Here is a 26,243-nt window from a genome sequence, read left to right on the forward strand (position 1 = left end):
GGCCCTTGTCTGTTCAGGCGGAGAGCGGTGCGTGCTGCTCGCCGCGGCGGATCGGACGGGTGCGGACGGGAGCGGGCAGGACCGTCTCCGGATGGTCGTGGTGCTCGAAGTCCCGGAACTGGTCGAGGCCGCCGTACGGCTCCAGGTAGGGCCGCCAGCGCGGGTCCTTGATCCCGGTGCCGATGACCCGCCAGGCCAGGCCGCTGGGCGCGGCCGGGGGGCGCTTCATCCGCCAGCCGAGGTCGGCGAGGTGCCGGTCGGCCTTGGTGTGGTTGCAGCGGCGGCAGGCCGCCACCACGTTGTCCCACCGGTGCTGGCCGCCCCGGCTGCGCGGGATGACGTGGTCGACACTGGTGGCGGCGGCCCCGCAGTACACGCACCGGCCGTGGTCGCGGGCGAACAGCGCCCGCCTGGTCAGCGGCACGGGGCCTCGGTAGGGGACCCGTACGAAACGGGTCAGTTTGACGACGGACGGTGCCTGGACGGCACCGGTGGCGCTGTGCAGTGTGGTGCCCGCATCCTCCAGGGCGATCGCCTTGTGGTTGAGGACGAGGATGAGGGCGCGTCGCATCGAGACGACACCGAGCGGCTCGTACGACGCGTTGAGGACAAGGACATGCGGCACGGGGCCTCCTTGGACGCCTGCGGCGCGTGGCTCGCGCCGAGTCGAGCGGGTGACCGCGCCCCGCGCGGGGCGTGATCCCCCTCAGTGTCGCCTTACGCCGTCGTACGACGCCACCATTTCTCCGTGAACGGCCCGCGCGCGTGCGGTGGGTCCCCGCGCGTGCCGCCATAGCCGGTATGCCCAGCTGGCGGCCCTCCTGCACGTACCGTGCGGGTGGCGGCGCGGTGCGTGTCCGGAACCGGTCCGGCGCCCTGACGGGCCGTCCGAGCGGGTGAACGGGCTCGCTACAGTGGGGCGATGCTCGCCGATTCCGCTGCCGACAGCACCGCGCCGACGTTCACCCTGCCCACCAGCGCCGCCGATGTGACCGACACCACCCGGCAGGCGGCCGGATGGCTGGACGAGAACTGGCAGGGCTGGGTGGTGGACGGGCTGCGGATCGTCTTCATCCTCGGGCTGGCCCTGGTGCTGCGGGCCGTGGTCCGCAAGGTGATCCACCAGCTGGTGACCCGGATGGGGCGGCCCCCGGAGGCGGACAACGACCACGGGGTGCTCGGCGGCCTGCTGGCCAACAGCGGCGTGGTCAACACCGAGCGGCGGCAGCAGCGCTCCGAGGCGATCGGCTCGGTGCTGCGCTCGGTGGCCTCCTTCACCATCCTGGGCACCGCCTCGCTGATGGCCCTGTCGGTGCTCGGCGTCGACCTGGCCCCGCTGCTGGCCTCCGCCGGTGTGGCCGGTGTGGCGATCGGCTTCGGCGCCCGCAACCTGGTCACCGACTTCCTCTCCGGCGTCTTCATGATCATGGAGGACCAGTACGGCGTCGGCGACGAGATCGACACCGGCGTGGCCACCGGCACCGTGCTGGAGGTCGGCCTGCGGGTCACCAAGCTGCGCGGCTCGGCCGGCGAGATCTGGTACATCCGCAACGGCGAGGTGAAGCGGATCGCCAACATGAGCCAGGGCTGGGGAACCGCCACCGTCGACGTCCAGGTCGGCTACAAGGAGGACCTGGAGCGGGTCGAGGCCCTGGTCGTCGAGGCCGCCGAGCAGCTCGCCAAGGAGAGCCCGTACGACGAGCTGATCTGGGGCCGGGTCAAGGTGCTGGGCGTCGAGTCGGTCTCGGTCGACTCCGTGCAGCTGCGGATCGAGGCCCGCTGCACGCCCGGCAAGTCCGCCCAGGTCGCGCGGGCCCTGCGGCTGCGCCTGAAGGCCGCCTTCGACCTGGCCGGCGTCAGGCTGAAGGAGGAGACCGCCGCCTCCGTCCCGGCCCAGCCCGCCGCCCCCGAGGTGCTGCCGCCGTCCGCCCTGGCCGACCCCGGCTCGGCCCGCTCGCTGGCGGCCAAGCCGATCCCGACCCAGAACTGATCAGCGGCCCGCCGCCGCCCGCAGCAGGTCGGCCAGCGGGCGGGAGCGGCTGTCGGGGGGCCAGGCGAGGAGGGTGGTGACCCGGGGGGCGTCCGGGACGGGGACGGCGGCCACGTCGTCGCGGAGCTGGGTGCGGCAGGAGTCGGGCAGGACGGCGCACGTCCGGCCGAGGGCGATCAGCTGGTAGAGCTGGGCGTGGTCGCGGATCGCCGGGCCCGGGCCGTCGGGGTGGGTGCCGTCCGGGCGCGGGTAGCGGGGGGCGGGCAGGTCCGGCAGGTCGGCCAGGTCGGCGAGGCGCAGTTCGCGGCGGGCGGTCAGCGGGTGTCCGGCGGGCAGCAGGGCGACCTGGCCCTCGGTGTGCAGTTCCTCGGTGTCCAGGCCGGTGACGGAGTCGAACGGCAGGTGCAGCAGCGCCGCGTCGGCCTCGCCGCGCCGCAGCAGGACGCCCTGTTCGCCGTACTGGCACAGCCGCACGTCCACCGGCACCGATCCGGGTTCGGCGGCGTAGGCGGCCAGCAGTTTCGCCAGCAGTTCGGTGGACGCCCCGGCCTTCGCCGCCAGCACCAGGGCCGGCCGGCCGGCCCGGCGGGTGCGGGCCTCGGCGGCCGCGACCGCGTCCAGGGCGGTGCGGGCCTCGCGCAGCAGCACCCGGCCGGCGCCGGTCAGCGCCGCGCCGTGGCTGTCGCGCACCAGCAGTTCGGTGCCCAGGCGCCGTTCCAGCCGGGCGATCGCCCGTGACAGCGGGGGCTGGGCCATGCCGAGCCGCCGGGCCGCCCGTCCGAAGTTCAACTCCTCGGCGACGGCGACGAAGTACCGCAGTTCCCGGGTCTCCATCCGCCCAGCCTACGGCGATACCCGCCGGGTATCGCCGGTGCACCGGATCGGTCCTGGTCACCGGGGCGGGCCCGGCCCGAGCATGGCGGTATGGACGAGAAGACGATCGCGCTGGTCACCGGCGCGAACAAGGGGATCGGGTACGAGATCGCGGCGGGCCTCGGCGCGCTGGGCTGGCGGGTCGGGGTCGGGGCCCGCGACGAGGGGCGGCGCGCGGCGGCCGTCGAGGCGCTGCGGGCGGGCGGCGCGGACGCTTTCGGGGTGCCGCTGGACGTCACCGACGACGCCTCGGCGGCGGCCGCGGCGGACCTGCTCGCCGACCGGTTCGGGCGGCTGGACGTGCTGGTCAACAACGCGGCGGTGACCGGGGCCGCCCCGCAGGAGCCGACCGTCGTCGACCTGGCGCAGGTCCGGCTGGTGATGGAGACCAACGTGCTGGGGGTGATCCGGGTGACCAACGCGGTGCTGCCGCTGCTGCGCCGCTCGGCGTCGCCGCGGATCGTCAACATGTCCAGCGTGGTGGGCTCACTGACCCGGCAGTCCGACCCGGACGCCGGGACCGGCCCGATCGCGGTGGCCTACGCGCCGTCCAAGACCTTCCTGAACGCGGTGACCGTGCAGTACGCCAAGGAGCTGCGCGGCACCGGCGTCCTGGTCAACCTGGGCTGCCCCGGTTACTGCGACACCGACCTGAACGGCCACCGGGGCACCCGCAGCCCCGCGCAGGGCGCGCGGGTCGCCGTCCGGCTGGCCACGCTGCCCGACGGCGGGCCCAGCGGCGCCTTCTTCGACGAGGACGGTCCGCTGCCCTGGTGACCGCGGCGGACGGACGGCGAGGGCCGGGAGCGCGGGTGCGCGCTCCCGGCCCTCGCCGTGCCACCCGCACGCCGTTCCGACGAACTCGCCACGTACCGTTGACATCTGCGCCTCGCGATTGGAAACTTTCCTAACAGTTGGCCGCAACGGCGCACGCAGAGGAGGATCGGGCCGTGACCACCCGAAAGACGCCCCGTTCCCCGCTGGCCGGTACGCCGAGCCTGCTGCGGGCCATCAACGACCGCGCCGCGCTGGAGCTGCTGCTCGCCAACGGCCCGCTCTCCCGCACCCAGATCGGGAGCCTGACCGGGCTCTCGAAGCCGACCGCCTCGCAACTGCTGGCCCGGCTGGAGGCGGTGGGGCTGGTGGTGCCGGTCGGCACCACCGCCGGCGGGCCCGGTCCCAACGCCCAGCTCTACCAGGTGAATCCGGCCGCCGGCCACGTCGCAGGGGTGGACGTGACGAGCACGGCGGTGCGGGTCGCGGTCGCGGACATCACCGGGACGACGCTGGCCGAGCACCGGGTGCCGACCAAGGGCTGGCCGGCCGCGGAGACGGTGGAGCGGGTCGCGGAGGCCGTCGCGGAGACGGCGCGCCGGGCGCAGCTCGCCCCGGGGGCGCTGCGCGAGGTGGTGATCGGGATCGGCGGCGCGCCCGACCCGGTGACCGGGAAGCTGCGCTACGCCTCGCACCTGCCGGGCTGGCACTCGCCGCGGCTGGTGGAGGAGTTGGAGCTGGCGCTGGGCGCGCCGGTGTCGATCGAGAACGACGTGAACCTGGCCGCGGTGGCGGAGCAGGCCGGCGGGGCGGCGGCGGGGTGCGAGGACTTCGTGCTGCTGTGGGCCGAGGAGGGCATCGGCGCCGCGATCGTGCTCGCGGGCCGGCTGCACCGGGGTTTCACCGGGGGCGCGGGCGAGGTCGGCTACATGCCGGTGCCGGACGCCCCGGTGTCGTTGAACTCCCGCCGGAAGGTGACCGGCGGGTTCCAGGACCTGGCGGGCGAGCCGGCCGTGCTGGCGCTGGCCCGCCGGCACGGGCTGCGCGGCGCCGACGCCGCGCAGGCGGTGGCCCGGGCCCTGGGCACCGCCGAGGGCGAGGCCTTCCTGACCGAGCTGGCCGAACGGCTGGCGGTCGGGCTGGCGGTGATCGCCTCGGTGGTGGACCCGGAGCTGGTGGTGCTCTCCGGGGGCACGCCGACCGCGGGCGGGGAGCGCCTGCGGGAGCTGGTCCAGGAGGCCCTGGGCCGGATGTCCATCCCGCGGCCCGAGGTGCGGCTGTCCGCCGTGCCCGGGTCGCCCGTCCTGACCGGCGCGCTGCAACGCGCGCTGGCGAGCACCCGGGACGTCCTGTTCAGCACGCGCTGACCCGGCACGGACCGGCACCGACCCCGCACCGACGACCCCGCACCGACCCGACGTTCGCACCCACTCCCCGTCCCCCGCCGGGCCGCCGGGCCATGCCGCCCTGCCCCCGTACCCTCCCAGGAGTGCAATTCCCGTGAACACGCCCCGCAGATCCCCGCTCGCCCGCCGCCCGCTGGCCGCGCTCACCGCCGCCGTCTGCACGGCGCTGCTGGCCTCCGCCTGCACCGGAACCGGCTCCGGTGGCGGGCAGGACGGTTCGGCGTCCGGCCAGGACGTGACGATCACCTTCTGGCACGGCTGGAGCCAGGACAACGAGGTGAAGGCGATCAACGACAACGTCGCCGCCTTCGAGAAGCTGCACCCGAACATCCACGTCAAGGTGGTCGGCAACATCGCCGACGACAAGGCCGAGCAGGCGCTGCGCGCGGGCGGCCCGGACGCGCCGGACGTGGTGTCCTCGTTCTCCACCGACAACGTGGGCAAGTTCTGCGCCTCGCACGTGTGGGCCGACCTCGGGCCGATGCTGGAGAAGGACGGCGTCGACCCGGCGAAGACCTTCCCGAGCGCGATGCTCACGTACAGCCAGTACCAGGGCGACCAGTGCGCGCTGCCGCTGCTCGGCGACGCGTACGGGCTGTACTGGAACAAGACCGCGTTCGCGGCGGCCGGGATCACCGCGCCGCCGAAGACCTTCAGCGAGTTCGCCGAGGACGCCGCGAAGCTGACGATCGCCGACGGCGACTCGTACAAGCAGCTGGGCTTCATGCCGAACTACCACGGCTACGAGACGGCGATCGCGCACTACCTCGGCCAGTACGGCAGCACCTACTTCGGCCCGGACGGCAAGTCGAACGTCGCCACCGACCCGACCGTGGCCGCCGCGCTGAGCTGGCAGAAGCAACTGGTCGACCGGCTGGGCGGGTTCGAGAAGCTGGAGAAGTACCGGACGTCCTTCGGCGACGAGTTCAGCGCGAAGAACCCGTTCACCACCGGGCAGGTGGCGATGAGCCTGGACGGCGAGTGGCGCACCGCCTCGCTGGCCGAGGACCGGCCCGGCTTCGAGTGGGCCACCGCGCCGTTCCCGGTGCCGGACGACCAGGCGGCGACGTACGGGCGCGGCTACCAGACCGGCACCATCGTCGGCATCGCCAACGGCTCCAAGAAGCAGACCGCCGCCTGGACCTTCGTCAAGTACCTGACCACCGACACCGACGCGGTGGTCTCCTTCGCCAACGCGATCCACAACGTGCCCAGCACCCTCGCCGCGCTGGACTCCCCGAAGCTGGACGCGGACCCGAACTTCCGCACCTTCGTCGACATCGCCAAGAACCCGCACTCCTCCACCACCCCGGCGAGCGTCAACGGCGGCGCCTACCAGGTGTCGCTGCAGAACCTCAGCTTCGAGGTGGAGTCCGGCAAGCAGACCGACCTCAGGGCGGGCCTGACGGCCACCGCCAAGGAGATCGACGACGCCGTCACCCAGGCGAAGTGACATGGCGCTCGTGAACTCCGCCCTCCCGCCGGCGCTGCGCCGCAAGCGCCGGCGGGAGCGGGCCAGGACCCTGGCCTTCCTCTCCCCGTGGCTGGTCGGCTTCGGCGTCTTCTTCCTGTACCCGCTGGTCTCGACGGTCTACTTCTCGTTCATGCACTACGACGGGTTCGCCGCCCCGACCTTCGCCGGCCTGCAGAACTGGGACTACGTCTTCACCAAGTACCCGTTCTTCTGGCAGGGCCTGGGCAACACGCTGTGGCTGGTCGTGGTGATGGTCTCGCTGCGGGTGCTGTTCGGCCTCGGCATCGGGATGCTGGTCACCAAGGTGAAGTCCGGCTCCGGCTTCTTCCGCACCGCCTTCTACCTGCCGTACCTGGCACCGCCGGTGGCCGCGACGATGGCCTTCGCGTTCCTGCTGAACCCGGGCACCGGGCCGGTCAACCACCTGCTGGGCGAGCTGGGCCTGCCGCAGCCGGGCTGGTTCACCGACCCGTCCTGGTCGAAGCCCGCCCTGACGCTGCTGGCGATGTGGGGCATCGGCGACCTGATGGTGATCTTCATGGCGGCGCTGCTGGACGTCCCGGCCGAGCAGTACGAGGCCGCCGAGCTCGACGGCGCCGGGAGCTTCCAGCGCTTCCGGTACGTCACCCTGCCGAACATCTCGCCGATCGTGGTGTTCGCCGTGGTCACCGGCGTGATCCAGGCCATGCAGTACTACACCCAGGCGATCGTCGCCGGGAAGGTGGCCTCCGGCGTGATCGGCGGCTCCGGGCAGCAGTTCGAACCCGGCTACCCGCACGGCTCCACCTGGACGCTGCCGCAGATGGTCTACAGCCTCGGCTTCCAGCGCTTCGACACCGGCTCGGCCTGCGTCGTCGCCGTCATCCTGTTCGCCCTCTCGATGGCGTTCACCGGCGTCCTGCTGCGCCGCAAGTCCGGTTTCCTGGCGGAGGACTAACCCATGGCACTCGCTCCCACCCTCCCCCGCCGCCGCCCGCTGCCCACCCCGGCCGGCACGGCCCGGGCCGCCCGCCGCCGCGCCGCCCTGCACTGGGTCGCGGTGCACTCCACCGCGGTCGCCGCCGCGCTGTTCTTCCTGCTGCCGTTCGTCTTCGTGTTCCTCACCTCGGTGATGACGGACCACCAGGCCCTCACCTCCGACCTGTGGCCGCAGCACTGGCAGTGGTCGAACTACGGCAAGGTGTGGCACACCCCCGGCTTCCTCACCTGGTGGCGCAACACCCTGCTGTACGCGACCCTGGGCACCGTGCTGACGGTGGTCTCCAGCCTGCCGGTGGCGTACGCGCTCGCCAAGTTCCGCTTCCGGGGCCGGAACCTCGCCCTGATGGCGGTGGTGGCGATGATGATGCTGCCGCCGCAGGTCACCGTCGTCCCGATGTACCTGTTCTGGGCCAAGCAGCTGCACCTGACCGGCTCGCTGTGGCCGCTGATCATCCCGATGGCGTTCGGCGACGCGTTCACGATCTTCCTGCTGCGCCAGTTCCTGCTGACCATCCCCAAGGAGTACGTGGAGGCCGCCCGGATCGACGGCTGCGGCGAACTGCGCACCCTGCTGCGGGTGGTGCTGCCGATGGCGAAGCCCGCGATCGCCGCCGTCGCGCTGTTCCAGTTCTTCTCCTGCTGGAACGACTACTTCGGACCGCAGATCTACGCCTCCGAGAACCCGGACGCCTGGACGCTCAGCTACGGGCTGGAGTCCTTCAAGGGCGCCCACCACACCAACTGGAACCTCACCATGGCGGCGACGCTGCTGGTGCTGGCGCCGGTGATCGTTCTGTTCTTCTTCGCACAACGCGCCTTCGTCGAGGGCGTCACACTGACAGGGGTCAAGGGCTGATGTCCGCACTGAAGTTGGCAATCGTCGGCGGCGGTTCCACCTACACGCCGGAGTTGATCGACGGGTTCGCGCGGCTGCGCGACACCCTGCCGATCGGCGAACTGGTGCTGATCGACCCGGCGGCCGACCGCCTGGAGCTGATCGCCGCGCTGGCCCGCCGGATCTTCGCCAAGCAGGGCCACGGCGCCACCGTCACCACCGCCACCGACGTCACCGAGGGCGTCCGGGACGCCGACGCGGTGCTGCTGCAGCTGCGCGTCGGCGGGCAGGCCGCCCGCGACAAGGACGAGACCTGGCCGCTGGAGTGCGGCTGCGTCGGCCAGGAGACCACCGGCGCGGGCGGCCTCGCCAAGGCGCTGCGCACCGTCCCGGTGGTGCTGGACATCGCCGAGCAGGTCCGCCGCACCAACCCGGACGCCTGGATCGTCGACTTCACCAACCCGGTCGGCATCGTCACCCGCGCCCTGCAGACCGCCGGCCACAAGGCCGTCGGCCTGTGCAACGTGGCGATCGGCTTCCAGCGCAAGTTCGCCGCCCACCTGGGCGTCGACCCGGAGCTGGTGCGCCTGGACCACGTCGGCCTGAACCACCTCACCTGGGAGCGCGGCGTCACCCTGCTCGACTCCCCCGGCGCGGCCGGCGGCCGCGAGGTGCTGCCGCGGCTGCTCGCCGAGCACGGCGAGGCGATCGCCGCCGACCTGCACCTGCCGCTGCCGGTGATCAGCCGGCTCGGCGTCGTCCCCTCGTACTACCTGCGGTACTTCTACCAGCACGACGCCGTGGTGGAGGAGCTGAAGGTCAAGGGCTCCCGGGCCGCCGAGGTCGCCGCGATCGAGAAGCAGCTGCTGGAGATGTACGCCGACCCGGCCCTGGACACCAAGCCCGAACTGCTCGGCAAGCGCGGCGGCGCGTTCTACTCCGAGGCCGCGGTGCAGCTGATCGCCTCGCTGCTGGGCACCGACGGCCGCACCACCGTCCAGGTGGTCAACGCCCGCAACGACGGCGTGCTGCCGTTCCTGCCCGACGACGCGGTGATCGAAGTCCCGGCCGAGGTCGACTCCACCGGCGTCCGCCCGCTGCCGCAGCGCCCGGTCGAACCGCTGTACGCGGGGCTGATCGCCAACGTCACCGCGTACGAGCACCTGGCGCTGGACGCCGCGCTGCGCGGCGGCCGGGACCGGGTCTTCGACGCACTGCTCGCCCACCCGCTGGTCGGCCAGATCGAGCTCGCCGACCAGCTCACCGACCGGCTGCTGGCGCACAACCGCGACCACCTGAGCTGGGCGTGACGGCACGATGACCGTGCACCACCGCACCAGCACCCGGCACCACCACGGGGGGACCGGCCGATGAGCCACTCCGCACTCCTGCCCGGCGTCCTCGCCATCGACGCCGGCAACAGCAAGACCGACCTGGCCCTGGTCGGCGCCGACGGCACCGTCCTGGCCACCGCCCGCGGCGGCGGCTTCCAGCCGCAGACCGCCGGCGCGACGGCGGCCGTCGCCGCGCTCGCCCCGCTGGTCGACGAGCTGGCCCGGCAGGCCGGCGCCGACCGGCGGCCCGGCGGGCGGCCGCTGACCGACCACGTCAGCGCCTGCCTGGCCAACGCCGACCTGCCGGTGGAGGAGGAGCAGCTGCACGCGGCGATCGCCGCCCACGGCTGGGCGCCGTCGGTGCACGTCGCCAACGACACCTTCGGCCTGCTGCGGGCCGGCACCGACGGGCCGCTGGGCGTCGCGGTGGTCTGCGGCGCGGGCATCAACTGCGTCGGACTGCGGCCCGACGGGCGCACCGCCCGCTGGCCCGCGCTCGGCCGGCTGACCGGCGACTGGGGCGGCGGCGGCGGGCTCGCCGAGGAGGCGATGTGGCACGCGGCCCGCGCCGAGGACGGCCGCGGCGGCCCCACCCTGCTCTCCCCGATGATCGGCGCCCGCTTCGGGCTGGAGGGCGCCAACGCGGTCGCCGAGGCGGTGCACCTGGGCCGGATCGACCGGGCCCGGCTGCACGAGGTCGCCCAGGTGCTGTTCGCGGCCGGCGAGGCGGGCGACGCGGTCGCGCTCGGCCTGATCGACCGGCAGGCCGACGAGGTGGCCCGGCTCGCCGTGATCGCGCTGACCAGGCTGGACCTGCTGGAGCAGCCGGTGCCGGTGGTGCTCGGCGGCGGCGTACTGGCCTCCCGGCAGCCGCTGCTGCTGGACAACCTGACCGCGCGGCTGGCCGCCGACGCGCCGCTCGCCGAACCCCGGGTGGTCGTCGCCCCGCCGGTGCTGGGCGCCGCCCTGCTCGGCCTGGACCACCTGGGCGCCGCCCCCGGGGCGCACCGCCGGCTGCGCGAGGCGTACCCGACGGCCCGGCCGATAGCGGCCTGACGGCCGGCCGCCGGAGGGCCCGCCGGAGGGACCGCCGGAGGGAGCGGCCGGGGCACCGCACACGCCTCGACCGCTCCCGCCGGCGGTTCCCGTTCTCCCCGGGCGTCCGCGCCCGGCCGGGCGGTGCGCCGTCGGTGGGCGCGGCGGGCGTGACGGGTGGTCAGGCGTCCGGGCGGAGGCACTCGACCAGGTAGTCGCCGGTGTCGGGGTCGGTGACCACGCCGTGGGCCTCGCTGCCGAAGCCGGGGAAGGCCCGGTCGAAGGACTCCAGGGCGGTCAGGTAGCGCAGCAGCGGGCCGTCGGGGGCGCCGAGGGACTCGCCCGGCATCAGCACCGGGATGCCCGGCGGGGTGACGGTGACCATCGCGGCCGCCGTCCGGTGCGCGGCGTCGGCGAGGCGGACGCGTTCGGTGCCGCCGCGCACCAGCCGCTGGTAGCAGTACCGGGGCGGGTGGACGGGCCGCGGCGGGTGCCGGAACGCCTCGTCGAGGGCCTGGACGAACGCGCCGTCGGCGAGGTGCCGGTGCATCCGCGCGCACAGTTCGCGCAGGCTGACGCCCTGGTAGCGGCGCGGGTGCCGCTCGACCAGGGCGGGCAGCACCCGGGCGAGGGGCGCGTCCTCGTCGTAGAGCGCCTTGAAGTCCATCAGGGCGTCCATCAGGGTGCCCCACTTGCCCTTGGTGATGCCCATCGAGAACAGCACGAGGGTGCTGTAGCTGTCGGTCTTCTCCACCACGATGCCGCGGCCGGCGAGGTACTCGGTCAGCACCCGGGCCGGGACGCCCCACGGCTCGGTGCCGCCGGCGGCGGTGACGCCGGGACAGGTGAGGGTGACCTTGACCGGGTCGAGCAGGCAGTAGCCGTCGGTCAGGCCGTCGAAGCCGTGCCAGGCGGCGCCCGGTTCGAGCCGCCAGCAGGACGGCTCGCCCGCGAGCAGGGCGACCGGCGCGTCCGCGAAGTCCGTCCGGACGCCGGTGACCGGGTCGGTGACCGTCTCGGGCTGCCAGACGCCGAAGAACCAGTCCGGGCGGTCGCCGGCGGCGGAGATCCGGCGGGCGGTGCGCACCACGGCCTGCCGGAAGCGGACGGCCTCGGTGACCGCCTCGTCGATCAGCCAGCGGCCCTGCGGCCCGTCCATCATGGCGGTCGCCACGTCGAGGGAGGCGATCGCCGGGTAGAACGCCGAGGTGGTGCCGTGCATCATGAACGCCTCGTTGAAGCGGTCGTGCTCCACCGGGGCCCGGGACGCGGGACGGACGTGCACCATGGCGCACTGCGACAGCGCGGCGAGCAGCTTGTGGGTGGAGTGGGTGGCGAACACGGTGGGCCGCTCGGGGCCAGGCAGGGTGTCCGGGCCGACCGCCATGCCGTAGCGGCCCTCGTACAGCGGGTGGAAGCGGGCGTAGGCGAACCACGCCTCGTCGAAGTGCAGGCGCGGGGTGCTGGGCGCGAGCATCCGGGCCAGCGCGGGGGTGTCGTAGCAGAGCCCGTCGTAGGTGGAGTTGGTGACCACGGCGTACTGCGGCTCGGGCGAGAGCGCGCCGGCGGACAGCGGGTTGGCGGCGATCCGGGCCGCGACGGCCGCCGCGTCGACCTCGGCGGGCGGCAGCGGGCCGGCCAGCCCGTAGCCGTTGCGGGTCGGCACCAGGTAGACCGGGCGGGCGCCGGTCAGCACCAGGCCGTGCAGGACGGACTTGTGGCAGTTGCGGTCGACCAGGGCGATCTCGTCGGCGGTGACGCTGTAGTGGCCGACCATCCGGTTGCAGGTGGAGTCGCCGTGCAGGACGAAGTAGCTGCGCTCGGCGCCGAACACCCGGGCGGCGTTGCGCTCGGCCGCACCGATCGGGCCGCTGTGCTCGTACAGCGAGCCGAGCTCGCCGACCGAGATCGACAGGTCGGTGCGGAACAGCTGCTCGCCGTAGTAGTCGAAGAACGCCCGCCCGGCCGCCGACTTCAGGAACGCCACGCCGCCGGAGTGGGCCGGGGTGTGCCAGGAGTACTCGTGGGCGTCGTCGAAGCGCCGCAGGGCGCGGAAGAACGGCGGCAGGACCTCGCTGCGGTAGGTGGCGGCGGCGGTCGCGACCCGGCCGGCGATGAACGCGGGCGTGTCCTCCAGCGGCCAGACGTAGCCGACGACGGCCTCGGAGACCCACAGCGGCAGGTGCTCCAGGTCGTGGTCGGAACCGTCCTCCATCAGCAGGAAGACCGGCAGGTCCTTGAAGCGGCGCCGGATCCGGTCCAGCACCTCGCCGCCACCGCCACCGCCGCTGCCTCCGTCGCCGTCCGAGGGGCGGGGCAGGTCCCAGGCGACCACCGCGGCCGCCAGGCCCGCCTCGACCTGCAGCGTCGCCACCGCGTCCCGGGCGTCGCGGGCCCACCGCAGCTCCAGGCCGCGGTTCTGCAACTCCTTGCCGATCCGCCGCAGTTGCTCGGCGCTCACCCCGCCGCCCAGCGGGTCGTTCCGCACTGCCAGCAGTACCGTGCCGTTCGCCATGGTTCCGCCTGCCCTGTCTCGTGGCCCGGCCGCGCGGGCACCGGGACGTGGGTGGGTGCGCACCGCGGGCGTTCCGCCCGGGGCGCAGCGCCATTGTGGTCTTCGTGCACGACCGACCGGGCGGTCTTCGGACGGGTTTCACCCGCACGAGCGTTCCGGCGCCGGAGCGTTGACGCCGGGGCGGGAATTGGCCGCCCTCCTCGTCGACCACCTGGCGGGGCGTCCGGTCGACCCGGACGCCCCGGAGGAGAGGGAGGACACCGCGGACGTTGACCGGCTCCGGCGGCGACCGCGCCGCACCCGGCACCGCGCGCGTGGTCGAGCGTCACGTGCCGTACGGTGGCCGGCCCCGCCCGTCGGTCCGGCCGCTGTCGGGCGGGCGCTCAGCCGGGCGGGCGCTCGGCCGCGTGGATCTCGCTCCAGACGGTCTCGCGGGCGGTGCCGTGGTTGCGGGAGGGCGGGGAGTAGGTGTGTCCCCAGCGGTCGCCGAGGGCGAGGGCGTCCAGGACGGCCCGGTGGTCGTCGGTGCCGTGGGGGCGGGCGATGTCGAGTTCCACCCGGTAGCCGCCGGGGACGGCGGTCAGCCGGGCCTCCTCGCCACCGGCCTTGACGAGCCGTTCGGCGATCTCCCAGGCGCGTTGCCGCAGCGCGTCGCTCACGAGGCGGCCCCCAGGGCAGGGCGGCCTTCGGGGCCCGGCTCGGGCAAGGCCGTTCGGACGGTGGCGGGGAACTCGCCGCGCAGCAGCGCGAGTTCGAGCAGCGACTCGGCGAGCTTCTGTGCCCACGGCAGCCCGGCGCACCCCAGCGCGAGACCGGCGGCCTCCGGCGGGACGTCGGGGCGGTAGACGGGCGAGAGGCCGGGCGGCGGGTCGAGGCGGGCGGCCCGGAACGCCAGCTCCAGCGAGTCCGCCGCCCGCTCGGAGTCGGTGAACCCGCCGCGCAGGAACCGTTGCAGGACCTCACTGGCCGCCAACGGCTGACCGGTGTACAGCACGTACTCCCCTTCGTCTTCGATGTGGCGGAACGCGTTCAGGCCGCGTCCACGGTGGCGGCGCAGCGCGGGCAGGTGCAGGCCGGCCAGGTCAGCGCCGAGACCAGGGGCGGGATCTCCTCTTCGTCCGAGAAGCAGGAGGAGACCTGCACCCGGGCCCCGTCGGGCCGCACCCGGTAGACCCGGATCGTCAACCTGGCGGCCCGGCTTTCGTGTTGGTGGTCAGGCATGGCGGTGAACCTCGCGGGTGGCGGTGCGGGGAGGGAGCTGGACGGCCCGACGGGGGGCGACATCAGCCTGCCGATCCGGGTCGCGCGGGGCTGACGGGGAGTGGCAGAGCATGGCATCGACTCCTCTCGGTAGCCGTTCCGCTACCGGGAGCACCGACTGTCCCGTAGGCTGGACCGGTCTTCAAGTTTGCAAACCCGCAAGAATGGGGGCGCGTTGAACATCAAGCCGCTGACGCCCGAGGCTTCCCCGCGTGACGCCTTCGGCGCCGAACTCCGGCGCACTCGTGAGGAGTTGGGGATCTCGCAGAGCCAGCTGGCCGCACGTGCCGGTTACTCGCCGGGGCACATCTCGGCCGTGGAAACCGGCCGCAAACCGCCGACTTTGCCGCTTGCCCGCAAATTCGACCAGGTACTCGAAGCCGGGAAGAAGTTCTCGAACCTCTTCCTGGACGTGCGCACGAGCAGCCTGTTGCGAGGGTTCAGCCATTACATGACCTTCGAAGCGAAGGCAGTCGAGGTGCGGGTTTTCGAAATCGGCATCATTCCGGGCCTGCTCCAGACCTCCGCGTACGCGGCCGAGTTGGTGGCCGCCTCCGTGGGCCGGGGGGCCATCACCGAGGCCCAGGGAGACGAACGGCTTCAGGTCCTGGCCAACCGTCAGAAACTGCTCACCCGGGAGCCGGTGCCCCCTCAGCTGTACGTGGTCCTCGACGAGAGCTGCATCCGGCGCCCGGTCGGCGGACCCGAAGCCATGGTGGCCCAACTCGACCGCCTGCTCGAAGTCGCCGCCCTGCCGAACGTGACGCTCCAGATCGCGCCGTACTCCATGGGTGCGAGCCGGAGCCTGGATCTGCCGGTCCACCTCCTCCGGCTCCCGGACCACTCCGTGGCGGCCTACAGCGAGGCCGCCCAGGAGGGGCTGTTCGAACGCGATCCGGCAGCCGTCCATCCCCTGCTCAGCGCCTACCATCATCTCCAGGTAGAGGCGCTGACACAGGCGGCATCCCGGGCGCTGATCAGCAAGGTGCGAGAGGAACTGCAGTGACCGACCCCCAGTGGTTCAAGTCCAGCTACAGCAACAACGGCGGCGCCTGCGTGGAGATCGCCGTCAACATCCCCGGCACCGTCCCCGTCCGGGACTCCAAGGACCCGAGCGGGCCGCGCCTGGAGTTCACCCCCGCCAGCTGGACGTCCTTCGTGGACGCGGCGGCGACCGGCGAGTTCGGCGAGGTCTGACGCGTCGCCACGGACTGCCGGACGAGGCCCCTGCTCCCGAGGCGGGGGCCTCGCGCCGTTCCGGCCCGGCACGTGGCGGGCCGACCGGGCGTCAGGGTGTGACCAGCCCGGCCCGGTGGGCGAGGATCACCAGGTGGACCCGGTCGCGGGCGTCCGGTTCGGCGCACAGGCGGGCCACGTGGGCCTTCGCGGTGGCGGCGCTGGTGGTGAGGCGGGCGGCGGCCTCCGCGCTGGAGCAGGTCTTCGTGAAGCTGACCGACGGCCACGGCCGAGCACCGCGCGACGACGGGAGGGGATCCCGGTGAACGAGGAACCGCGTCCCGGCTGCGGGACCTGGTCGCCACCGAGTGGATCCGGGCGTGCTCGCCGCGCTCCCCCTACCGAGTGCTGCCGCCGGCCGCGCCGACCGCCGTGGTGATCAACCTGGACGCCGGTCGCCGGGTACGCCCCGGTGGTCCCGGTCCGCGCTGGTCGGCATGGTCTCCGGGGCGCTGCTGCGGCACTCGACCGCCACCGTCTCGGCCCCGGTGGGGCTGCCGTTCCTGCTGCCCGTGGTGTCCGGCGGGGACCATTGCGAACTGCCGAAGCAGATCGGCGACCACCTGCCGCTGAAGGCCACCCGGCGCCCGGCGCTCAACCCGCACACCACCGCGACGACGGGGCGGTACGAGCCGGCGGTCGGCACCGCCTGGCCGGTGCCGACCGGTCGGGCGGTCTGCTCGCCGCTGGTGGCGGTGGGGACCGTCCGGCGGCGGGACGTCCGAGGGCGCGCGCGGCCCGGTCGGGCGGGGCGGGACGGCGGGGCGGGACGGCCGGGCGGGACGGGGCGGCCGGGCGGGGTCAATCCGCCTGCGCGAAGATCTCCTTGAGCCGGGCGGCCCAGGCCCGGGGGTGGCTGGTGTTGCCGTTGTGGCCGCCGGGCAGCACCTGGACCGGGGTGCCGAGCAGGGCGCCGAGGGCCTGGGCGCAGCGGCGGTCGAACACGGCGGGCGGGGTGGTGCGACCGACGGCGGGGACGATCCGGGTGGTGGCGGCCCGGACGGCGGCGAGGTCCAGGACGTCCTCGACCACGGCGGTGAAGTCGTACCGGACAAAGCGGTCGAAGCCGGCCGCCCGGCGGGCGTCGAGCGGCTGCGGGGTGAGGCCGGGTTCGGCGTCGGCCGCGGCCGGGTCGATGCCGAGCACCCGGGCCATCTCGGGGAGGACCGCGGCCAGGCCCGCGCGCCCGTACAGCTCCTGGAGGGCGACGAGTTCGTGCCGGTGCCGGGCGGCCTCGGCGGGGGGCAGCAGGCCGGGGGCGACGGGCTCGTGGGCGACCAGGGTGCGCAGCAGCGCGGGCTGCCGGGCGGCGACGTGCAGGCCGATCACCGCGCCGAAGCTGCAGCCGAGCATCAGCGCGGGCCCGTCGGCGACCGCCTCCAGCAGCCGCCGGACGTCGTCGGCGTGCTCGGCCAGGCTCGTGCCCCGCTCGGGGTGGTCGAGGCGGCTGCGGGACAGGCCGCGCCGGTCGTAGGTGAGCACGGTGTGGGTGTCGGCCAGGTACGGGACGAGGTCGACGGTGCGGTCGGCGTCGCCCTCGCCGCTCTGCGCGATCAGCAGCAGCGGGCCGGTGCCCTCGGTGCGGTGGTGCAGGACGGCGCCGGGGACGGCGAGCGTGCCGGTGACGGACATCGGAATCCCCCTCCGCGGCGGTCGGTCCGCCGCTCTTCCACCATGCTAATCCATCGAACTGGATACATCAAGATAGATACATCTAGTTCGATGTAGCATCGGGGCCGTGGATGGAGTCGAACTGTTCCTGCTCGGCCGCGCCCTGATGAAGATCGGCGAGGACGCCCTGCCCGAGCCCCCCGGCGGCGGCCGCCACCCCGGCAGCACCCGCAACACGCTGATCGCGGCCAGCGACATCAGCGCCCACCCCGGCACCACCGTCGGCGAGACCGCCGCCCGCACCGGGCTCCCGCAAAGCCAGATCTCCGCGGCGGTGGCCCGCCTCAAGGAGGCCGGCGCGGTGCGCACCGAACCGGACCCGGCCGACCGGCGGCGCACCCTGGTCCGCCCCGCCGAACGCCCCTCCGCCCGGGTCGCCGCCGTCCGCGCCGCCGGCGTCGACGCCGCGCTCGCCGCCGCGCTCGGCCCGGAGCCCGACCCCGCGCTGCTCGCCGAGGTCACCGAGGCGCTCGACGTCCTGGCCCGGCACCTGCTCGCGCGGAACCACCGGCCCGCGGGTGACGGAGCGTCACCCGGCCGGGGCGCCCCCGGCCGGGTATCGGTTGAGTGAAAATCCGGCACCGGCGTCCGAGATGCCTGTTCTGTCCGTTGAACGCTTCCGAACCGGTTGTTAGAGTCGCGCGCTCACGGCGCGTCCGACGGGGGCGTGCGCTGGAACAGCCGGGAGCCCCGCCAGATGGCGATCGTCAAGTCCACGATTCAGCAGCAGGTCGCCGAGGCGATCGCCGCGATCGAGCCCAACGACCGTCCGGTCGCCACCATCCAGACCATCACGGGCCCGAGCCCCTGGCTGACGAACGGCGTGCTGGGCCTCATCGGTCAGCTGATGGTCAAGTACTACTTCGTCACGCTGACCCACCGGGTGGTCGTCATCCACCGCACCTCCCGGATCAGCAACCGCCCGCAGGAAGTCCTGTACGTGATCCCGCTGGACCAGGCCCGCGCCTCGATCAGCGACGTGCGGCGCAACACCCTGTGGAGCTCGCTGCGCTTCCAGCTCCCGAACGAGCCGAAGCCGACCCGGCTGAACGTCCACCGCATGTGGCGGGCCGAGATGGACACCTTCGTCAACGGCCTGCTCGGCGGCGCCCCGAGCGTCCCCGGCCAGTACCCGCAGGCCCCCCAGGCCCCGCAGCCGCAGTACCCGGCCGCGCCCGTCCCCGGCCAGTACCCGCAGGCGCCGGCCGCCGCCCCGTACCCGCCCCAGCAGCCGGCCGGGCAGTACCCGCCGGCCCCGGGCCAGTACCCGCAGCAGGCGCCGGGCGCCAACCCGTACCAGAGCTGACCGCTTCCCCGGGCGCCCGTCCGACCGCCGCACGGCGGTGCGGGCGGGCGCTCCGGCGTTCCCGGGCTCAGCCGAGGTGGGTGCGGGCCCAGTCGGCGAGCAGCCGGGCGCAGTCGTCGACGGACTCCCGCCAGCTGCGGACCGCGCCGTCGCCGGCCTCGTCACTGACGTGCTTGACCAGCCGGACGGGGAGCTGGGCCCGGCGGGCGACGGTGGCCACCGCGTAGCCCTCCATGTCGACCAGGTCGGCGGTGCGGGCCAGCAGGTCGCGTTCGGCGTCGGCGGAGACGAAGCGGTCACCGGTGGCCAGCACCGGGCCGGCCGGACCGAGGTCGATCGGGCCGTCCATCGGACGGCCGGTGAGCCGCTCCAGCAGCGGGGTGTCCAGGTCGTGCTGGAGCACCCGCCCGATCTCGTGCGTACCGCCCAGCCCCGGCCGGAGCGCCCCCGCGGTCCCCAGGTTGACGACGGCGGCGGGCCGCTCGCCGCCGGCCAGCAGCGCGGCCAGCGCGGCCGCCGCGTTGAGCTTGCCCATCCCGGTCAGTAGCACCGGCAGGTCGCCGTCGAGGTACGCGGCCTCCTCGGGCAGGGCGACGACGAGCAGCGGGCGGTCGGGGGTGACGGTTCCGGTCAGACGCATGGCGCCCAGCTTACGAGGGCCGTCGACGGCGCCCGGCGGGACGGCCGGACGAGCGGTCGAACCGGGGCCGGGGCCGGGTCGAGGCCGGGGCCGGGACCGGGTCGAGGCCGGGGCCGGGACCGGGCCGAGGCCGGGGCCGGGACCGGGCCGAGGCCGGGGCCGGGACCGGGCCGAGGCCGGGGCCGGGACCGGGCCGGACGGACGCGAGCCGGGCGCGCACGGGGCCGGCCGACGCGCGCCGGGCGCGCGGGTGCATGCCGGGCGCGCGGGTGCATGCCGGGCGCGCGGGTGCGCGCCGGTCGGGCACAGATCGGTCACCGCCGGGCGAACAGCAGACCAACTCCGGCCGGTGCGGCGCCGCGCGTGGCGATACTGCCCGGAGACGGGGCCGGTGGAGCCGAGGGGGAACGGTGGCCGCACAGACACCACAGGGGGGCGTCCTCGCGCCGCCTCCGGGCCGCGCGCCCGAGCCGGCCGCGACCCTGCCGGCCGCCCTGCCGTCCGGCCGGTTCTCCGGCCCGCTGGGGCGGCTGCGCACGGCGGCCCGCACCCCGCCGGGGCGGCTGCGCACGGCGGGCGCCGTGCTGGTCGCGCTGGTGCTGCTGTTCGGCACCGTCGCGGCCTGGCAGTCCGCGGACCGGGCCGCCGCGGCCCGGCGGTTGGCGTCCCGCAGCGAGCCGCTCAGCCAGGACGCGGCCGAGTTGTACCGCTCGCTGGCGGACGCCGACGCCACCGCCGCCGCCGGCTTCCTGATGGCCTCGGCCGAGCCGCCGGAGCTGCGCAAGCGCTACCAGGACGACCTGGAGACCGCCGCCCGGCTGATCCCGCAGGCCGCCGCGCGCAGCGGCGCCTCCACCGAGGCGCAGCGCCGGCTGGCCGATCTGAGCCGCCAACTGCCGCGCTACGCGGGCCTGGTGGAGACCGCCCGGGCGATCAACCGGGAGGGCCTGCCGCTCGGCGGGGCGTACCTGCGCTACGCCTCGGACTTCATGCAGCAGACGGTGCTGCCGAACGCGCAGCGACTCGCCGACACCGAGGCCGCCGCGCTCGACGGCGACTACGACGCGGCGGCCGCAGTGCCGTGGGCGGCGCTGGCGCTGGGCGCCTCGGCGCTGGCGGCGCTCGGCCGCTACCAGGTGGTGCTGTTCCGGCGCACCAACCGGGTGTTCAACCCCGGCCTGCTGGCCGCTTCGGCCGCGGTGCTGGCCGCGCTGGTGTGGACGGCCGGCGGCACGGTGGCGGCCGGCACCGGCCTGCACCAGGCCCGCACCCAGGGCATCGACCCGCTGCGGGCGCTGAACCGGGTCCGGGTGGAGGCGATGCAGGCGCACACCGCGGAGATCCTGAACCTGGTCTCGCGCGGCGCCACCGAGGCGTACGACGGGCGCTGGGACGCGCTGGCGAAGTCGCTGACCGCCCCGGCCGGCGGCCCCGGCTCGGTGGCCGGGCTGTCGGCCGCGGCGCCCGGCCGGGCCGGGGCGCAACTGGCCGACGCGCGGCAGTGGTTCGAGGAGTGGCAGCGGCGGCACGCGGACGCCGCGAAGCTCGACGAGGCCGGCGACTACGAGGGGACGCTGCGCAAGACGCTCGCCCCGGGCCGGGACGACACCGCCGAGGCCGCGTTCAACGCCGCCGGGCAGCGCTGGGAGCGGGCCGGGCAGGCCGAGCAGACGGCGTTCGAGGCCGCCGCGGGCGGTGTCGACGGAGGGTTGACCGTCCAGGCGGTGGCGGCGGCGCTGCTGGCCGCGCTGGCGGTCGGCGGGACGGCGCGCGGCATCGGGCGCCGACTGGCCGAGTACCGGTAACGGGGGGAGCGAAGGATGCGCAGGGCGAGGACCGGAACGCTGCTCGCGGCCGCGGCACTGCTGGCGGGCCTGCTCGGCACCGGCGGCTCCGCCGCCGGGGCGGGCGGCGCGCCCGCCGTCGGGCCGGCGGGCGCACCGCGGAACGCGGTGGCGGCGGCGGAGGCGGTCGGGGCGGAGAACTGCGACACCGGGGCGTCGCTGCCGCCCGGGGAGCGGGTCGGGGCGAAGATCCAGGAGATCCGCAAGCGCGGCTACCTGGTGGTCGGCGTCGACCAGAGCGCCTACAACTGGGGCTACCGGGACTCCCAGACCGGCAAGATCCAGGGCTTCGACATCGACCTGGCCCGCGCCGTCGCCAAGTCGGTCCTCGGTGACGGGAACAAGGTGGTGCTGAAGACCGTCGCCACCGCCGACCGGGTCAAGCTGCTCCAGCAGCAGCCCCAGCCGATCGACCTGATCGCCCGCGCGATGACCATCACCTGCGAGCGGCTGGAGCAGATCGCCTTCTCCGCGCCGTACTTCCGGGTCTCCCAGCGGGTGGTGGCGCCGAAGGCCGCGCACGCCGGCAGCGTGGCGCAGGCGCTCGGCGGCAAGCGGGTCTGCGCGGCGCTGAACTCCTCCTCGCACGGCGAGTTGAAGGCGAACCCGCACGGGGCCGCCTCGGTCGTCACGCCCGACAACCAGTTGGATTGCCTGGTGCTGATGGAACTCGGCGAGGCGGACGCCACCCTGTCGGACAGTTCGCTGGCCGCCGCGATGGTCGCCCAGGACCAGACCATGGAGCTGGCCGGCGAGCCCTTCCTGCCCACGTACATGGGCGTCGGCATGAACAAGAACGACACCGACCTGATCGCCTGGGTCAACCAGGTGCTGGCCGAGTGGCGCACCGGCGGCGGCTGGCAGGCCAGTTACGACACCTGGCTGCGGCCCGGCATGGGGGATCCCGGCCCGTACCGGCCGTGGTGAACGGCGGGGCTCGGACGCCGGCGGCGGGGGCGGGCGTGGTGACGGGAGCGGTGACGGGAGCGGTGCGGACGTCCGTGGCGGGGGCGGCGGCGGAGCCGACGGCGGCGGTGCGGAGCGGAATCCGGTGCGGCAATCCGGGGGACCGCCGTCCGCCCGGTGCCGGGCGTCGGGGAGACTGGCGGCCGACGGGCCGTCGCTCCGACCGCCCCAGGACCGGCGCCCCGTCACCACGACCGTGGCCGAGAGGAGGAACCGCATTGGCCGGAACGACCCGCCCGGTGATGAACCGTGAGGAGGTCGACCGCGCGTTGGCCCGGCTGGGAGCCGAGCGCGACGCGGTCGAGGCGGCGCTGCTGGCGCTCCAGGACCACCCGGGGCTGCGGCTGCTGACCGGCGCCGAGCTGTCCGGGCGCACCCGGGAGCGGTGGGCGGTCGCCGAGGGCGGCGTCGCCCTGCTGTGGGCGCTGTTCGACCGGTACGCGGAGGCGCTGGCCTCGGCCCGGGCGGTCCGCTCCCGGCGCAACCGGCCCACCGCGGCCGAACTCGCCGAGCTCGGCGAGCTGTTGGCCGGCCGCTCGGTGACCGTCTCCGGCGGCCGGCTCCCCCACCCGTCCGGTCAGCTCGCCTCCTCGGCCCGGCTGGTGGAGCAGATCACGCTGAGCGAGCTGCTGGAGCGGATGAACGGCTGGTACGCGGTGGTGGTCGAGGTGGTGAGCGCCGTCGACGCGGTCTGGTCGGCGCTGCCCGCCCGGATCGACCTGCTGCTCACCGAGCTCGGCCGGGTCCAGATGCTGGCCGTCTCGGTCGGGGTCCGCCCCGGCGGGCACCCGGTGGCCGACGACCTGTCCGAACTGGCCGAGCAGTTGACCGCGCTGCGGGCCCTGGTGGTGGCCGACCCGCTGGCGCTGTGGCGGCCCAGCCGGGTGCCCGCGCAGCGCGGCCGGGCCGCCGAGGACACCGCCTGGGCCTCCCCCACCGGCGCCGTGGACACCTCCGGGTTCGACCGGATGGGCCGCCGGCTCGACGACATACGGGTCGAGTTGGAGGGGCTGCTGCGGCTGCGCGACGAGTCCCACGAGCGGCTCCAGCAGGTCGCCGACCTGCTCCAGCGCGCCGACCTGACGCTCGCCGAGGCCCGCCGGGCGCGCGGCGAGGTGCTGGCGAAGATCGCCGCGACCGAGGTGCCCGCCGTGCCCGGCCCGCCCTCCGCGCTGCGCGAGGCGATAGGCCAGGCCGTCGGCTTCCAGCAGACCGGCCAGTGGCACCGGCTCGGACCGCTGCTGGACGCGCTGGAGAACGCCGCCGCCAAGGAGTTGGGCCGGGCCAGGCAGTCGCTCACCGAGGTCGCCCAGCCGCTCGCCGTCCGGGCCGAACTGCGCGGCCGGTTGGAGGCGTACAAGGCGATGGCCGCCCGGCTCGGCCTGGCCGAGGACCCGGAGGTGGTCGAGCGCTTCGAGAAGGCCCGCTGGCTGCTCTGGAGCGCCCCGTGCGACCTGCGGGCGGCCGCCGAGGCGGTCGCCCGCTTCCAGCAGGCCCTGCGCGCGCCCGAACGGCAGCCGCACCCGCGGCCGCCCTCGCCGCAGGCCCAGGACACCGAACAGGGGGAGGACACCGATGGCTGAGGCATGCGCCCGCCCGGACTGCACGGGGGAGATCGACGCCGACGGCTACTGCACCGAGTGCGGGCTCGCCCCCGAACGCGGCACGCCCGCACCGGGCACCCCGGCGGCAGGCGTCCCGGCGGCGGGCGTCCCGTGCGGGCGCGGGGGCTGCACGGGGACGGTCGACCCGGACGGCTACTGCGACACCTGCGGCCTCGCCGCACCCGCACCCGCCTCCGCCTCCGCCCCGGCCGCCGTCCCGCTGCCCGGCCCGCGCGCGGCCCCGCCCGGCCCCGGCGACGCGTGCGGGCGCGGGGGCTGCACGGGGACGGTCGACCCGGACGGCTACTGCGACACCTGCGGCCTCGCCGCCGCACCCGCACCCGTACCCGCCTCCGCCCCGGCCTCCGCCCCGTCCGGCGGTGTCTCGGGCCGTTCCCGGTCCGGGCGTTCGGGCCGGTCGGCGCGCGGCGGTTCGGTGTCGGTGCGCAGTTCGAAGGGCGGCACCGGCACGGCCGGGCGCGGCAACCTGGGCGCGGGCCTGGTGGCGGTCCCCCCGGTGCCGGCCGCGGACCCGGCGCGGGCGGTGCTGACGAACCCGGAGGTGCCGGAGCGCAAGCGGTTCTGCTCGCGCTGCGACCAGCCGGTGGGCCGGGAGAAGGACGGCCGCCCCGGCCGCCCGGAGGGGTTCTGCACCAAGTGCGGCACCCCGTACTCGTTCAGCCCGAAGCTGGCGCGCGGCGACCTGGTCGGCGGCCAGTACGAGGTGATGGGCTGCCTGGCGCACGGCGGCCTGGGCTGGATCTACCTGGCGGTGGACCGCCGGGTGAACGACCGCTGGGTGGTGCTCAAGGGCCTGCTGGACACCGGGGACGAGGACGCGCTGGCGGTGGCGATCGCCGAGCGGCGGTTCCTGGCCGAGGTCGACCACCCGAACATCGTCCGGATCATCAACTTCGTCGAGCACCCGGACGCGGGGACCGGCGTCGCCGACGGCTACATCGTGATGGAGTACGTCGGCGGCAAGTCGCTCAAGGACCTCGCCAACGAGCGGCTGGGCCCGGACGGCCGGCGCGAGCCGCTGCCGGTCGAGCAGGCGCTGGCGTACGCGCTGGCGGCGCTGCCCGCGCTGGGCTACCTGCACGCCCGCGGGCTGGTGTACTGCGACTTCAAGCTGGACAACGTGATCCAGTCGGACGACATGCTCAAGATCATCGACCTGGGCGCGGTCCGCCGGCACGACGACGACGGGCCGATCTACGGCACCGTCGGCTACCAGGCCCCGGAGATCGCCACCGCCGGGCCCTCGCCGTCCTCCGACCTGTACACGGTGGCCCGCACGCTGGCCGTGATGACCTTCGACTTCCGCGGCTACACCGACCGCTGGCGGCACGAACTGCCGGGCCCGGACGAGGTCGAGGTGTTCGCCCGGTACGAGTCCTTCCACCGGCTGCTGGTGCGCGCCACCGACCCGGACCCGGCCCGCCGGTTCGCCTCCGCCGAGGAGATGGCCGGGCAGCTGACCGGCGTGCTGCGCGAGGTGCTGAGCCTCCAGGACGGCCGGGCCAGGCCCGCGCCCTCCGCCCTGTTCGGGCCGGAACTGCGGGTCGTGGAGACCGAGTTGGCCGAGCACGCGCCGGACGCCCGGGCCGCCGCGCTGGCCCTGCCCGCGCCGCTGCCCGACCCGGCCGACCCGAACGCGGGCCTGCTCGCCACGCTGCCCGCCACCGCCCCCGCCGAGGCGCTGGCCGCGCTCCGGACGGCCGGCGCCGACTCGCCGGAGCTGCGGCTGCGGGTGCTGCGCACCCACCTGGAGCTGGCCGACACCGCGGCCGCCGCCGAGGCGCTGGTCGCCCTGGAGGCCGAACACCCCGGCGACTGGCGGGTGGTGTGGCACCGGGGGCTGAGCGCGCTGGCCGCCGGCCGGGCCGCCGAGGCCCGCGACTCCTTCGAGGCGCTGTACGACGCGCTGCCCGGCGAGAGCGCGCCCAAGCTGGCGCTCGCCGTCTGCGCCGAACTGCTCGGCGACACCGCGACCGCCGCGGAGTACTACGCCCTGGTCAACGCCGTCGACCGGTCGTTCGTCGGCGCCGCGTTCGGCCTGGCCCGGGTCCGGCTCGCGGTCGGCGACCGGGACGGCGCGGTCGCCGCGCTGGAGGCCGTCCCGGAGGGCTCCACGCACTGGACCGCCGCCCGGATCGGCGCCGTCCGGGCCCGGCTGCGCGGCCGGGCCGCCACCGAGCCGCTGGCCGCCGAACTCGCCGACAGCTCGGAGCGGCTGACCGCGCTCGCCCTGGACGCCCGGCGGCGCGAGGAACTGGCCGTCGAGGTACTGGACTCGGCGCTGAACTGGGTGCTGGCGGGGGCGGCCGGGAAGCCCGCCACGCTGACCGTGCTGGGACATCCCGCCGCGGAACGGGAACTGAGGCTCGCCCTGGAACACTCCTACCGAATGTTGGCCCGGTTGTCCGACCGGGCCGAGACGAGGATCGAGTGGGTGGAACGGGCCAACCGGGCCCGCCCCAGGACATGGGTGTGAGC

25 protein-coding genes are annotated in these 26,243 nt (G+C 74.9%); 17 read left to right on the forward strand and 8 right to left on the reverse strand.

Annotation, left to right across the window (positions count from 1 at the left end; genetic code table 11):
• Positions 1 to 13: 13 nt before the first annotated feature.
• On the reverse strand, positions 14 to 625 hold the full coding sequence (locus OO48_RS03440; protein WP_033212661.1) for an HNH endonuclease: 612 nt from the start codon (positions 623 to 625) through the stop codon (positions 14 to 16).
• 297 nt (positions 626 to 922) lie between these two features.
• Here OO48_RS03440 and OO48_RS03445 point away from each other — a divergent pair, with 297 nt between their 5' ends.
• Positions 923 to 1,990, forward strand: coding sequence for a mechanosensitive ion channel family protein (locus OO48_RS03445; protein WP_033212663.1), 1,068 nt, complete (start codon positions 923 to 925; stop codon positions 1,988 to 1,990).
• Here OO48_RS03445 and OO48_RS03450 read toward each other — a convergent pair whose 3' ends face one another.
• Positions 1,991 to 2,824, reverse strand: a complete 834-nt coding sequence (locus tag OO48_RS03450) for a LysR family transcriptional regulator (RefSeq protein ID WP_033212664.1) — start codon at positions 2,822 to 2,824, stop codon at positions 1,991 to 1,993. It abuts the gene before it with no gap.
• A gap of 90 nt (positions 2,825 to 2,914) precedes the next feature.
• On the opposite strand from OO48_RS03450, the gene OO48_RS03455 reads away from it, so the two are divergent.
• The 7 genes from OO48_RS03455 to OO48_RS03485 all read left to right on the forward strand — a co-directional run bounded on the left by OO48_RS03455 (position 2,915) and on the right by OO48_RS03485 (position 10,723).
• On the forward strand, positions 2,915 to 3,640 hold the full coding sequence (locus OO48_RS03455) for an SDR family NAD(P)-dependent oxidoreductase (protein WP_033212665.1): 726 nt from the start codon (positions 2,915 to 2,917) through the stop codon (positions 3,638 to 3,640).
• 173 nt (positions 3,641 to 3,813) lie between these two features.
• Positions 3,814 to 5,004 carry an ROK family transcriptional regulator gene (locus OO48_RS03460; RefSeq protein WP_033212667.1) on the forward strand — a complete coding sequence of 397 codons (1,191 nt, stop codon included), beginning with the start codon at positions 3,814 to 3,816 and terminating at the stop codon, positions 5,002 to 5,004.
• A 133-nt stretch (positions 5,005 to 5,137) separates the two neighbouring features.
• On the forward strand, positions 5,138 to 6,496 hold the full coding sequence (locus tag OO48_RS03465) for an ABC transporter substrate-binding protein (protein WP_033212669.1): 1,359 nt from the start codon (positions 5,138 to 5,140) through the stop codon (positions 6,494 to 6,496).
• Position 6,497: 1 nt separating this feature from the next.
• The gene (locus OO48_RS03470; protein WP_033212670.1) at positions 6,498 to 7,454 is read left to right on the forward strand and encodes a carbohydrate ABC transporter permease; all 957 of its coding nucleotides are present in this window, start codon (positions 6,498 to 6,500) and stop codon (positions 7,452 to 7,454) included.
• 3 nt (positions 7,455 to 7,457) lie between these two features.
• The gene (locus OO48_RS03475) at positions 7,458 to 8,354 is read left to right on the forward strand and encodes a carbohydrate ABC transporter permease (protein WP_033212672.1); all 897 of its coding nucleotides are present in this window, start codon (positions 7,458 to 7,460) and stop codon (positions 8,352 to 8,354) included.
• An 8-nt stretch (positions 8,355 to 8,362) separates the two neighbouring features.
• Complete coding sequence (locus OO48_RS03480; RefSeq protein WP_033212748.1) at positions 8,363 to 9,643, forward strand: 6-phospho-beta-glucosidase; 1,281 nt, start codon at positions 8,363 to 8,365, stop codon at positions 9,641 to 9,643.
• A 60-nt stretch (positions 9,644 to 9,703) separates the two neighbouring features.
• Complete coding sequence (locus tag OO48_RS03485; protein WP_033212674.1) at positions 9,704 to 10,723, forward strand: N-acetylglucosamine kinase; 1,020 nt, start codon at positions 9,704 to 9,706, stop codon at positions 10,721 to 10,723.
• Positions 10,724 to 10,883: 160 nt separating this feature from the next.
• On the opposite strand, the gene OO48_RS03490 is transcribed toward OO48_RS03485, so the two are convergent.
• The 4 genes from OO48_RS03490 to OO48_RS38040 form a co-directional block, all read right to left on the reverse strand.
• Complete coding sequence (locus tag OO48_RS03490) at positions 10,884 to 13,217, reverse strand: Orn/Lys/Arg family decarboxylase (protein ID WP_033212676.1); 2,334 nt, start codon at positions 13,215 to 13,217, stop codon at positions 10,884 to 10,886.
• Positions 13,218 to 13,600: 383 nt separating this feature from the next.
• Complete coding sequence (locus OO48_RS34855; protein ID WP_051731682.1) at positions 13,601 to 13,876, reverse strand: hypothetical protein; 276 nt, start codon at positions 13,874 to 13,876, stop codon at positions 13,601 to 13,603.
• A complete protein-coding gene (locus OO48_RS38035; RefSeq protein WP_033212679.1) occupies positions 13,873 to 14,211 on the reverse strand; it encodes a hypothetical protein in 339 nt (112 codons plus the stop codon). Before OO48_RS38035 ends, OO48_RS34855 begins: the two co-directional genes overlap by 4 nt.
• Before the next feature lie 35 nt (positions 14,212 to 14,246).
• Positions 14,247 to 14,438 (reverse strand): hypothetical protein, encoded by a 192-nt coding sequence (locus OO48_RS38040; RefSeq protein ID WP_157845368.1) that lies wholly within the window; start codon positions 14,436 to 14,438, stop codon positions 14,247 to 14,249.
• 214 nt (positions 14,439 to 14,652) lie between these two features.
• Here OO48_RS38040 and OO48_RS03505 point away from each other — a divergent pair, with 214 nt between their 5' ends.
• The 3 genes from OO48_RS03505 (at position 14,653) to OO48_RS38790 (ending at position 16,543) form a co-directional block, all read left to right on the forward strand.
• On the forward strand, positions 14,653 to 15,483 hold the full coding sequence (locus OO48_RS03505) for a helix-turn-helix domain-containing protein (RefSeq protein WP_033212680.1): 831 nt from the start codon (positions 14,653 to 14,655) through the stop codon (positions 15,481 to 15,483).
• Entirely contained in the window at positions 15,480 to 15,674 is a 195-nt protein-coding gene (locus OO48_RS03510; RefSeq protein WP_033212681.1) for a DUF397 domain-containing protein, read from the forward strand. The genes OO48_RS03505 and OO48_RS03510 overlap by 4 nt, the downstream gene beginning before the upstream one ends.
• A gap of 476 nt (positions 15,675 to 16,150) precedes the next feature.
• The gene (locus OO48_RS38790; RefSeq protein ID WP_167346418.1) at positions 16,151 to 16,543 is read left to right on the forward strand and encodes a hypothetical protein; all 393 of its coding nucleotides are present in this window, start codon (positions 16,151 to 16,153) and stop codon (positions 16,541 to 16,543) included.
• Here the strand turns inward: OO48_RS38790 and OO48_RS03520 are convergent.
• A complete protein-coding gene (locus OO48_RS03520; protein ID WP_033212687.1) occupies positions 16,515 to 17,345 on the reverse strand; it encodes an alpha/beta fold hydrolase in 831 nt (276 codons plus the stop codon). The genes OO48_RS38790 and OO48_RS03520 overlap by 29 nt on opposite strands.
• Positions 17,346 to 17,451: 106 nt before the next feature.
• On the opposite strand from OO48_RS03520, the gene OO48_RS03525 reads away from it, so the two are divergent.
• Complete coding sequence (locus tag OO48_RS03525) at positions 17,452 to 17,955, forward strand: MarR family transcriptional regulator (protein WP_106970235.1); 504 nt, start codon at positions 17,452 to 17,454, stop codon at positions 17,953 to 17,955.
• 126 nt (positions 17,956 to 18,081) lie between these two features.
• Positions 18,082 to 18,690: a hypothetical protein gene (locus OO48_RS39160; RefSeq protein WP_063830599.1), complete on the forward strand. Its 609-nt coding sequence runs from the start codon at positions 18,082 to 18,084 to the stop codon at positions 18,688 to 18,690.
• A 67-nt stretch (positions 18,691 to 18,757) separates the two neighbouring features.
• Here the strand turns inward: OO48_RS39160 and OO48_RS03535 are convergent, their stop codons facing one another.
• Complete coding sequence (locus OO48_RS03535) at positions 18,758 to 19,330, reverse strand: nucleosidase (protein WP_033212688.1); 573 nt, start codon at positions 19,328 to 19,330, stop codon at positions 18,758 to 18,760.
• A 410-nt stretch (positions 19,331 to 19,740) separates the two neighbouring features.
• Here OO48_RS03535 and OO48_RS03540 point away from each other — a divergent pair, with 410 nt between their 5' ends.
• From OO48_RS03540 to OO48_RS03555, 4 genes are all read left to right on the forward strand, one after another.
• Positions 19,741 to 21,135 (forward strand): hypothetical protein, encoded by a 1,395-nt coding sequence (locus OO48_RS03540; protein ID WP_051731683.1) that lies wholly within the window; start codon positions 19,741 to 19,743, stop codon positions 21,133 to 21,135.
• A 15-nt stretch (positions 21,136 to 21,150) separates the two neighbouring features.
• A complete protein-coding gene (locus tag OO48_RS03545) occupies positions 21,151 to 22,101 on the forward strand; it encodes a glutamate ABC transporter substrate-binding protein (RefSeq protein WP_033212690.1) in 951 nt (316 codons plus the stop codon).
• A 281-nt stretch (positions 22,102 to 22,382) separates the two neighbouring features.
• Positions 22,383 to 23,723 (forward strand): hypothetical protein, encoded by a 1,341-nt coding sequence (locus tag OO48_RS03550; protein ID WP_033212692.1) that lies wholly within the window; start codon positions 22,383 to 22,385, stop codon positions 23,721 to 23,723.
• Positions 23,716 to 26,241, forward strand: a complete 2,526-nt coding sequence (locus OO48_RS03555) for a serine/threonine-protein kinase (RefSeq protein WP_033212693.1) — start codon at positions 23,716 to 23,718, stop codon at positions 26,239 to 26,241. Before OO48_RS03550 ends, OO48_RS03555 begins: the two co-directional genes overlap by 8 nt.
• Positions 26,242 to 26,243 lie beyond the last annotated feature (2 nt).

It is taken from the genome of Kitasatospora phosalacinea (assembly GCF_000716545.1).
Taxonomy (GTDB): Bacteria; Actinomycetota; Actinomycetes; order Streptomycetales; family Streptomycetaceae; genus Kitasatospora; species Kitasatospora phosalacinea.

What these genes read in the sequence shown, in the direction of transcription:
- OO48_RS03445 (WP_033212663.1), top strand. Translation starts at nt 923, where the DNA reads ATGCTCGCCGATTCCGCTGCCGACAGCACCGCGCCGACGTTCACCCTG.
- OO48_RS03455 (WP_033212665.1), top strand. Translation starts at nt 2,915, where the DNA reads ATGGACGAGAAGACGATCGCGCTGGTCACCGGCGCGAACAAGGGGATC.
- OO48_RS03470 (WP_033212670.1), top strand. Translation starts at nt 6,498, where the DNA reads ATGGCGCTCGTGAACTCCGCCCTCCCGCCGGCGCTGCGCCGCAAGCGC.
- OO48_RS38040 (WP_157845368.1), bottom strand. Translation starts at nt 14,438, where the DNA reads ATGCCTGACCACCAACACGAAAGCCGGGCCGCCAGGTTGACGATCCGG.
- OO48_RS39160 (WP_063830599.1), top strand. Translation starts at nt 18,082, where the DNA reads ATGGCGATCGTCAAGTCCACGATTCAGCAGCAGGTCGCCGAGGCGATC.
- OO48_RS03520 (WP_033212687.1), bottom strand. Translation starts at nt 17,345, where the DNA reads ATGTCCGTCACCGGCACGCTCGCCGTCCCCGGCGCCGTCCTGCACCAC.
- OO48_RS03545 (WP_033212690.1), top strand. Translation starts at nt 21,151, where the DNA reads ATGCGCAGGGCGAGGACCGGAACGCTGCTCGCGGCCGCGGCACTGCTG.
- OO48_RS03450 (WP_033212664.1), bottom strand. Translation starts at nt 2,824, where the DNA reads ATGGAGACCCGGGAACTGCGGTACTTCGTCGCCGTCGCCGAGGAGTTG.
- OO48_RS03485 (WP_033212674.1), top strand. Translation starts at nt 9,704, where the DNA reads ATGAGCCACTCCGCACTCCTGCCCGGCGTCCTCGCCATCGACGCCGGC.
- OO48_RS03475 (WP_033212672.1), top strand. Translation starts at nt 7,458, where the DNA reads ATGGCACTCGCTCCCACCCTCCCCCGCCGCCGCCCGCTGCCCACCCCG.
- OO48_RS03535 (WP_033212688.1), bottom strand. Translation starts at nt 19,330, where the DNA reads ATGCGTCTGACCGGAACCGTCACCCCCGACCGCCCGCTGCTCGTCGTC.
- OO48_RS03555 (WP_033212693.1), top strand. Translation starts at nt 23,716, where the DNA reads ATGGCTGAGGCATGCGCCCGCCCGGACTGCACGGGGGAGATCGACGCC.
- OO48_RS03490 (WP_033212676.1), bottom strand. Translation starts at nt 13,217, where the DNA reads ATGGCGAACGGCACGGTACTGCTGGCAGTGCGGAACGACCCGCTGGGC.
- OO48_RS38790 (WP_167346418.1), top strand. Translation starts at nt 16,151, where the DNA reads ATGGTCTCCGGGGCGCTGCTGCGGCACTCGACCGCCACCGTCTCGGCC.
- OO48_RS03550 (WP_033212692.1), top strand. Translation starts at nt 22,383, where the DNA reads ATGAACCGTGAGGAGGTCGACCGCGCGTTGGCCCGGCTGGGAGCCGAG.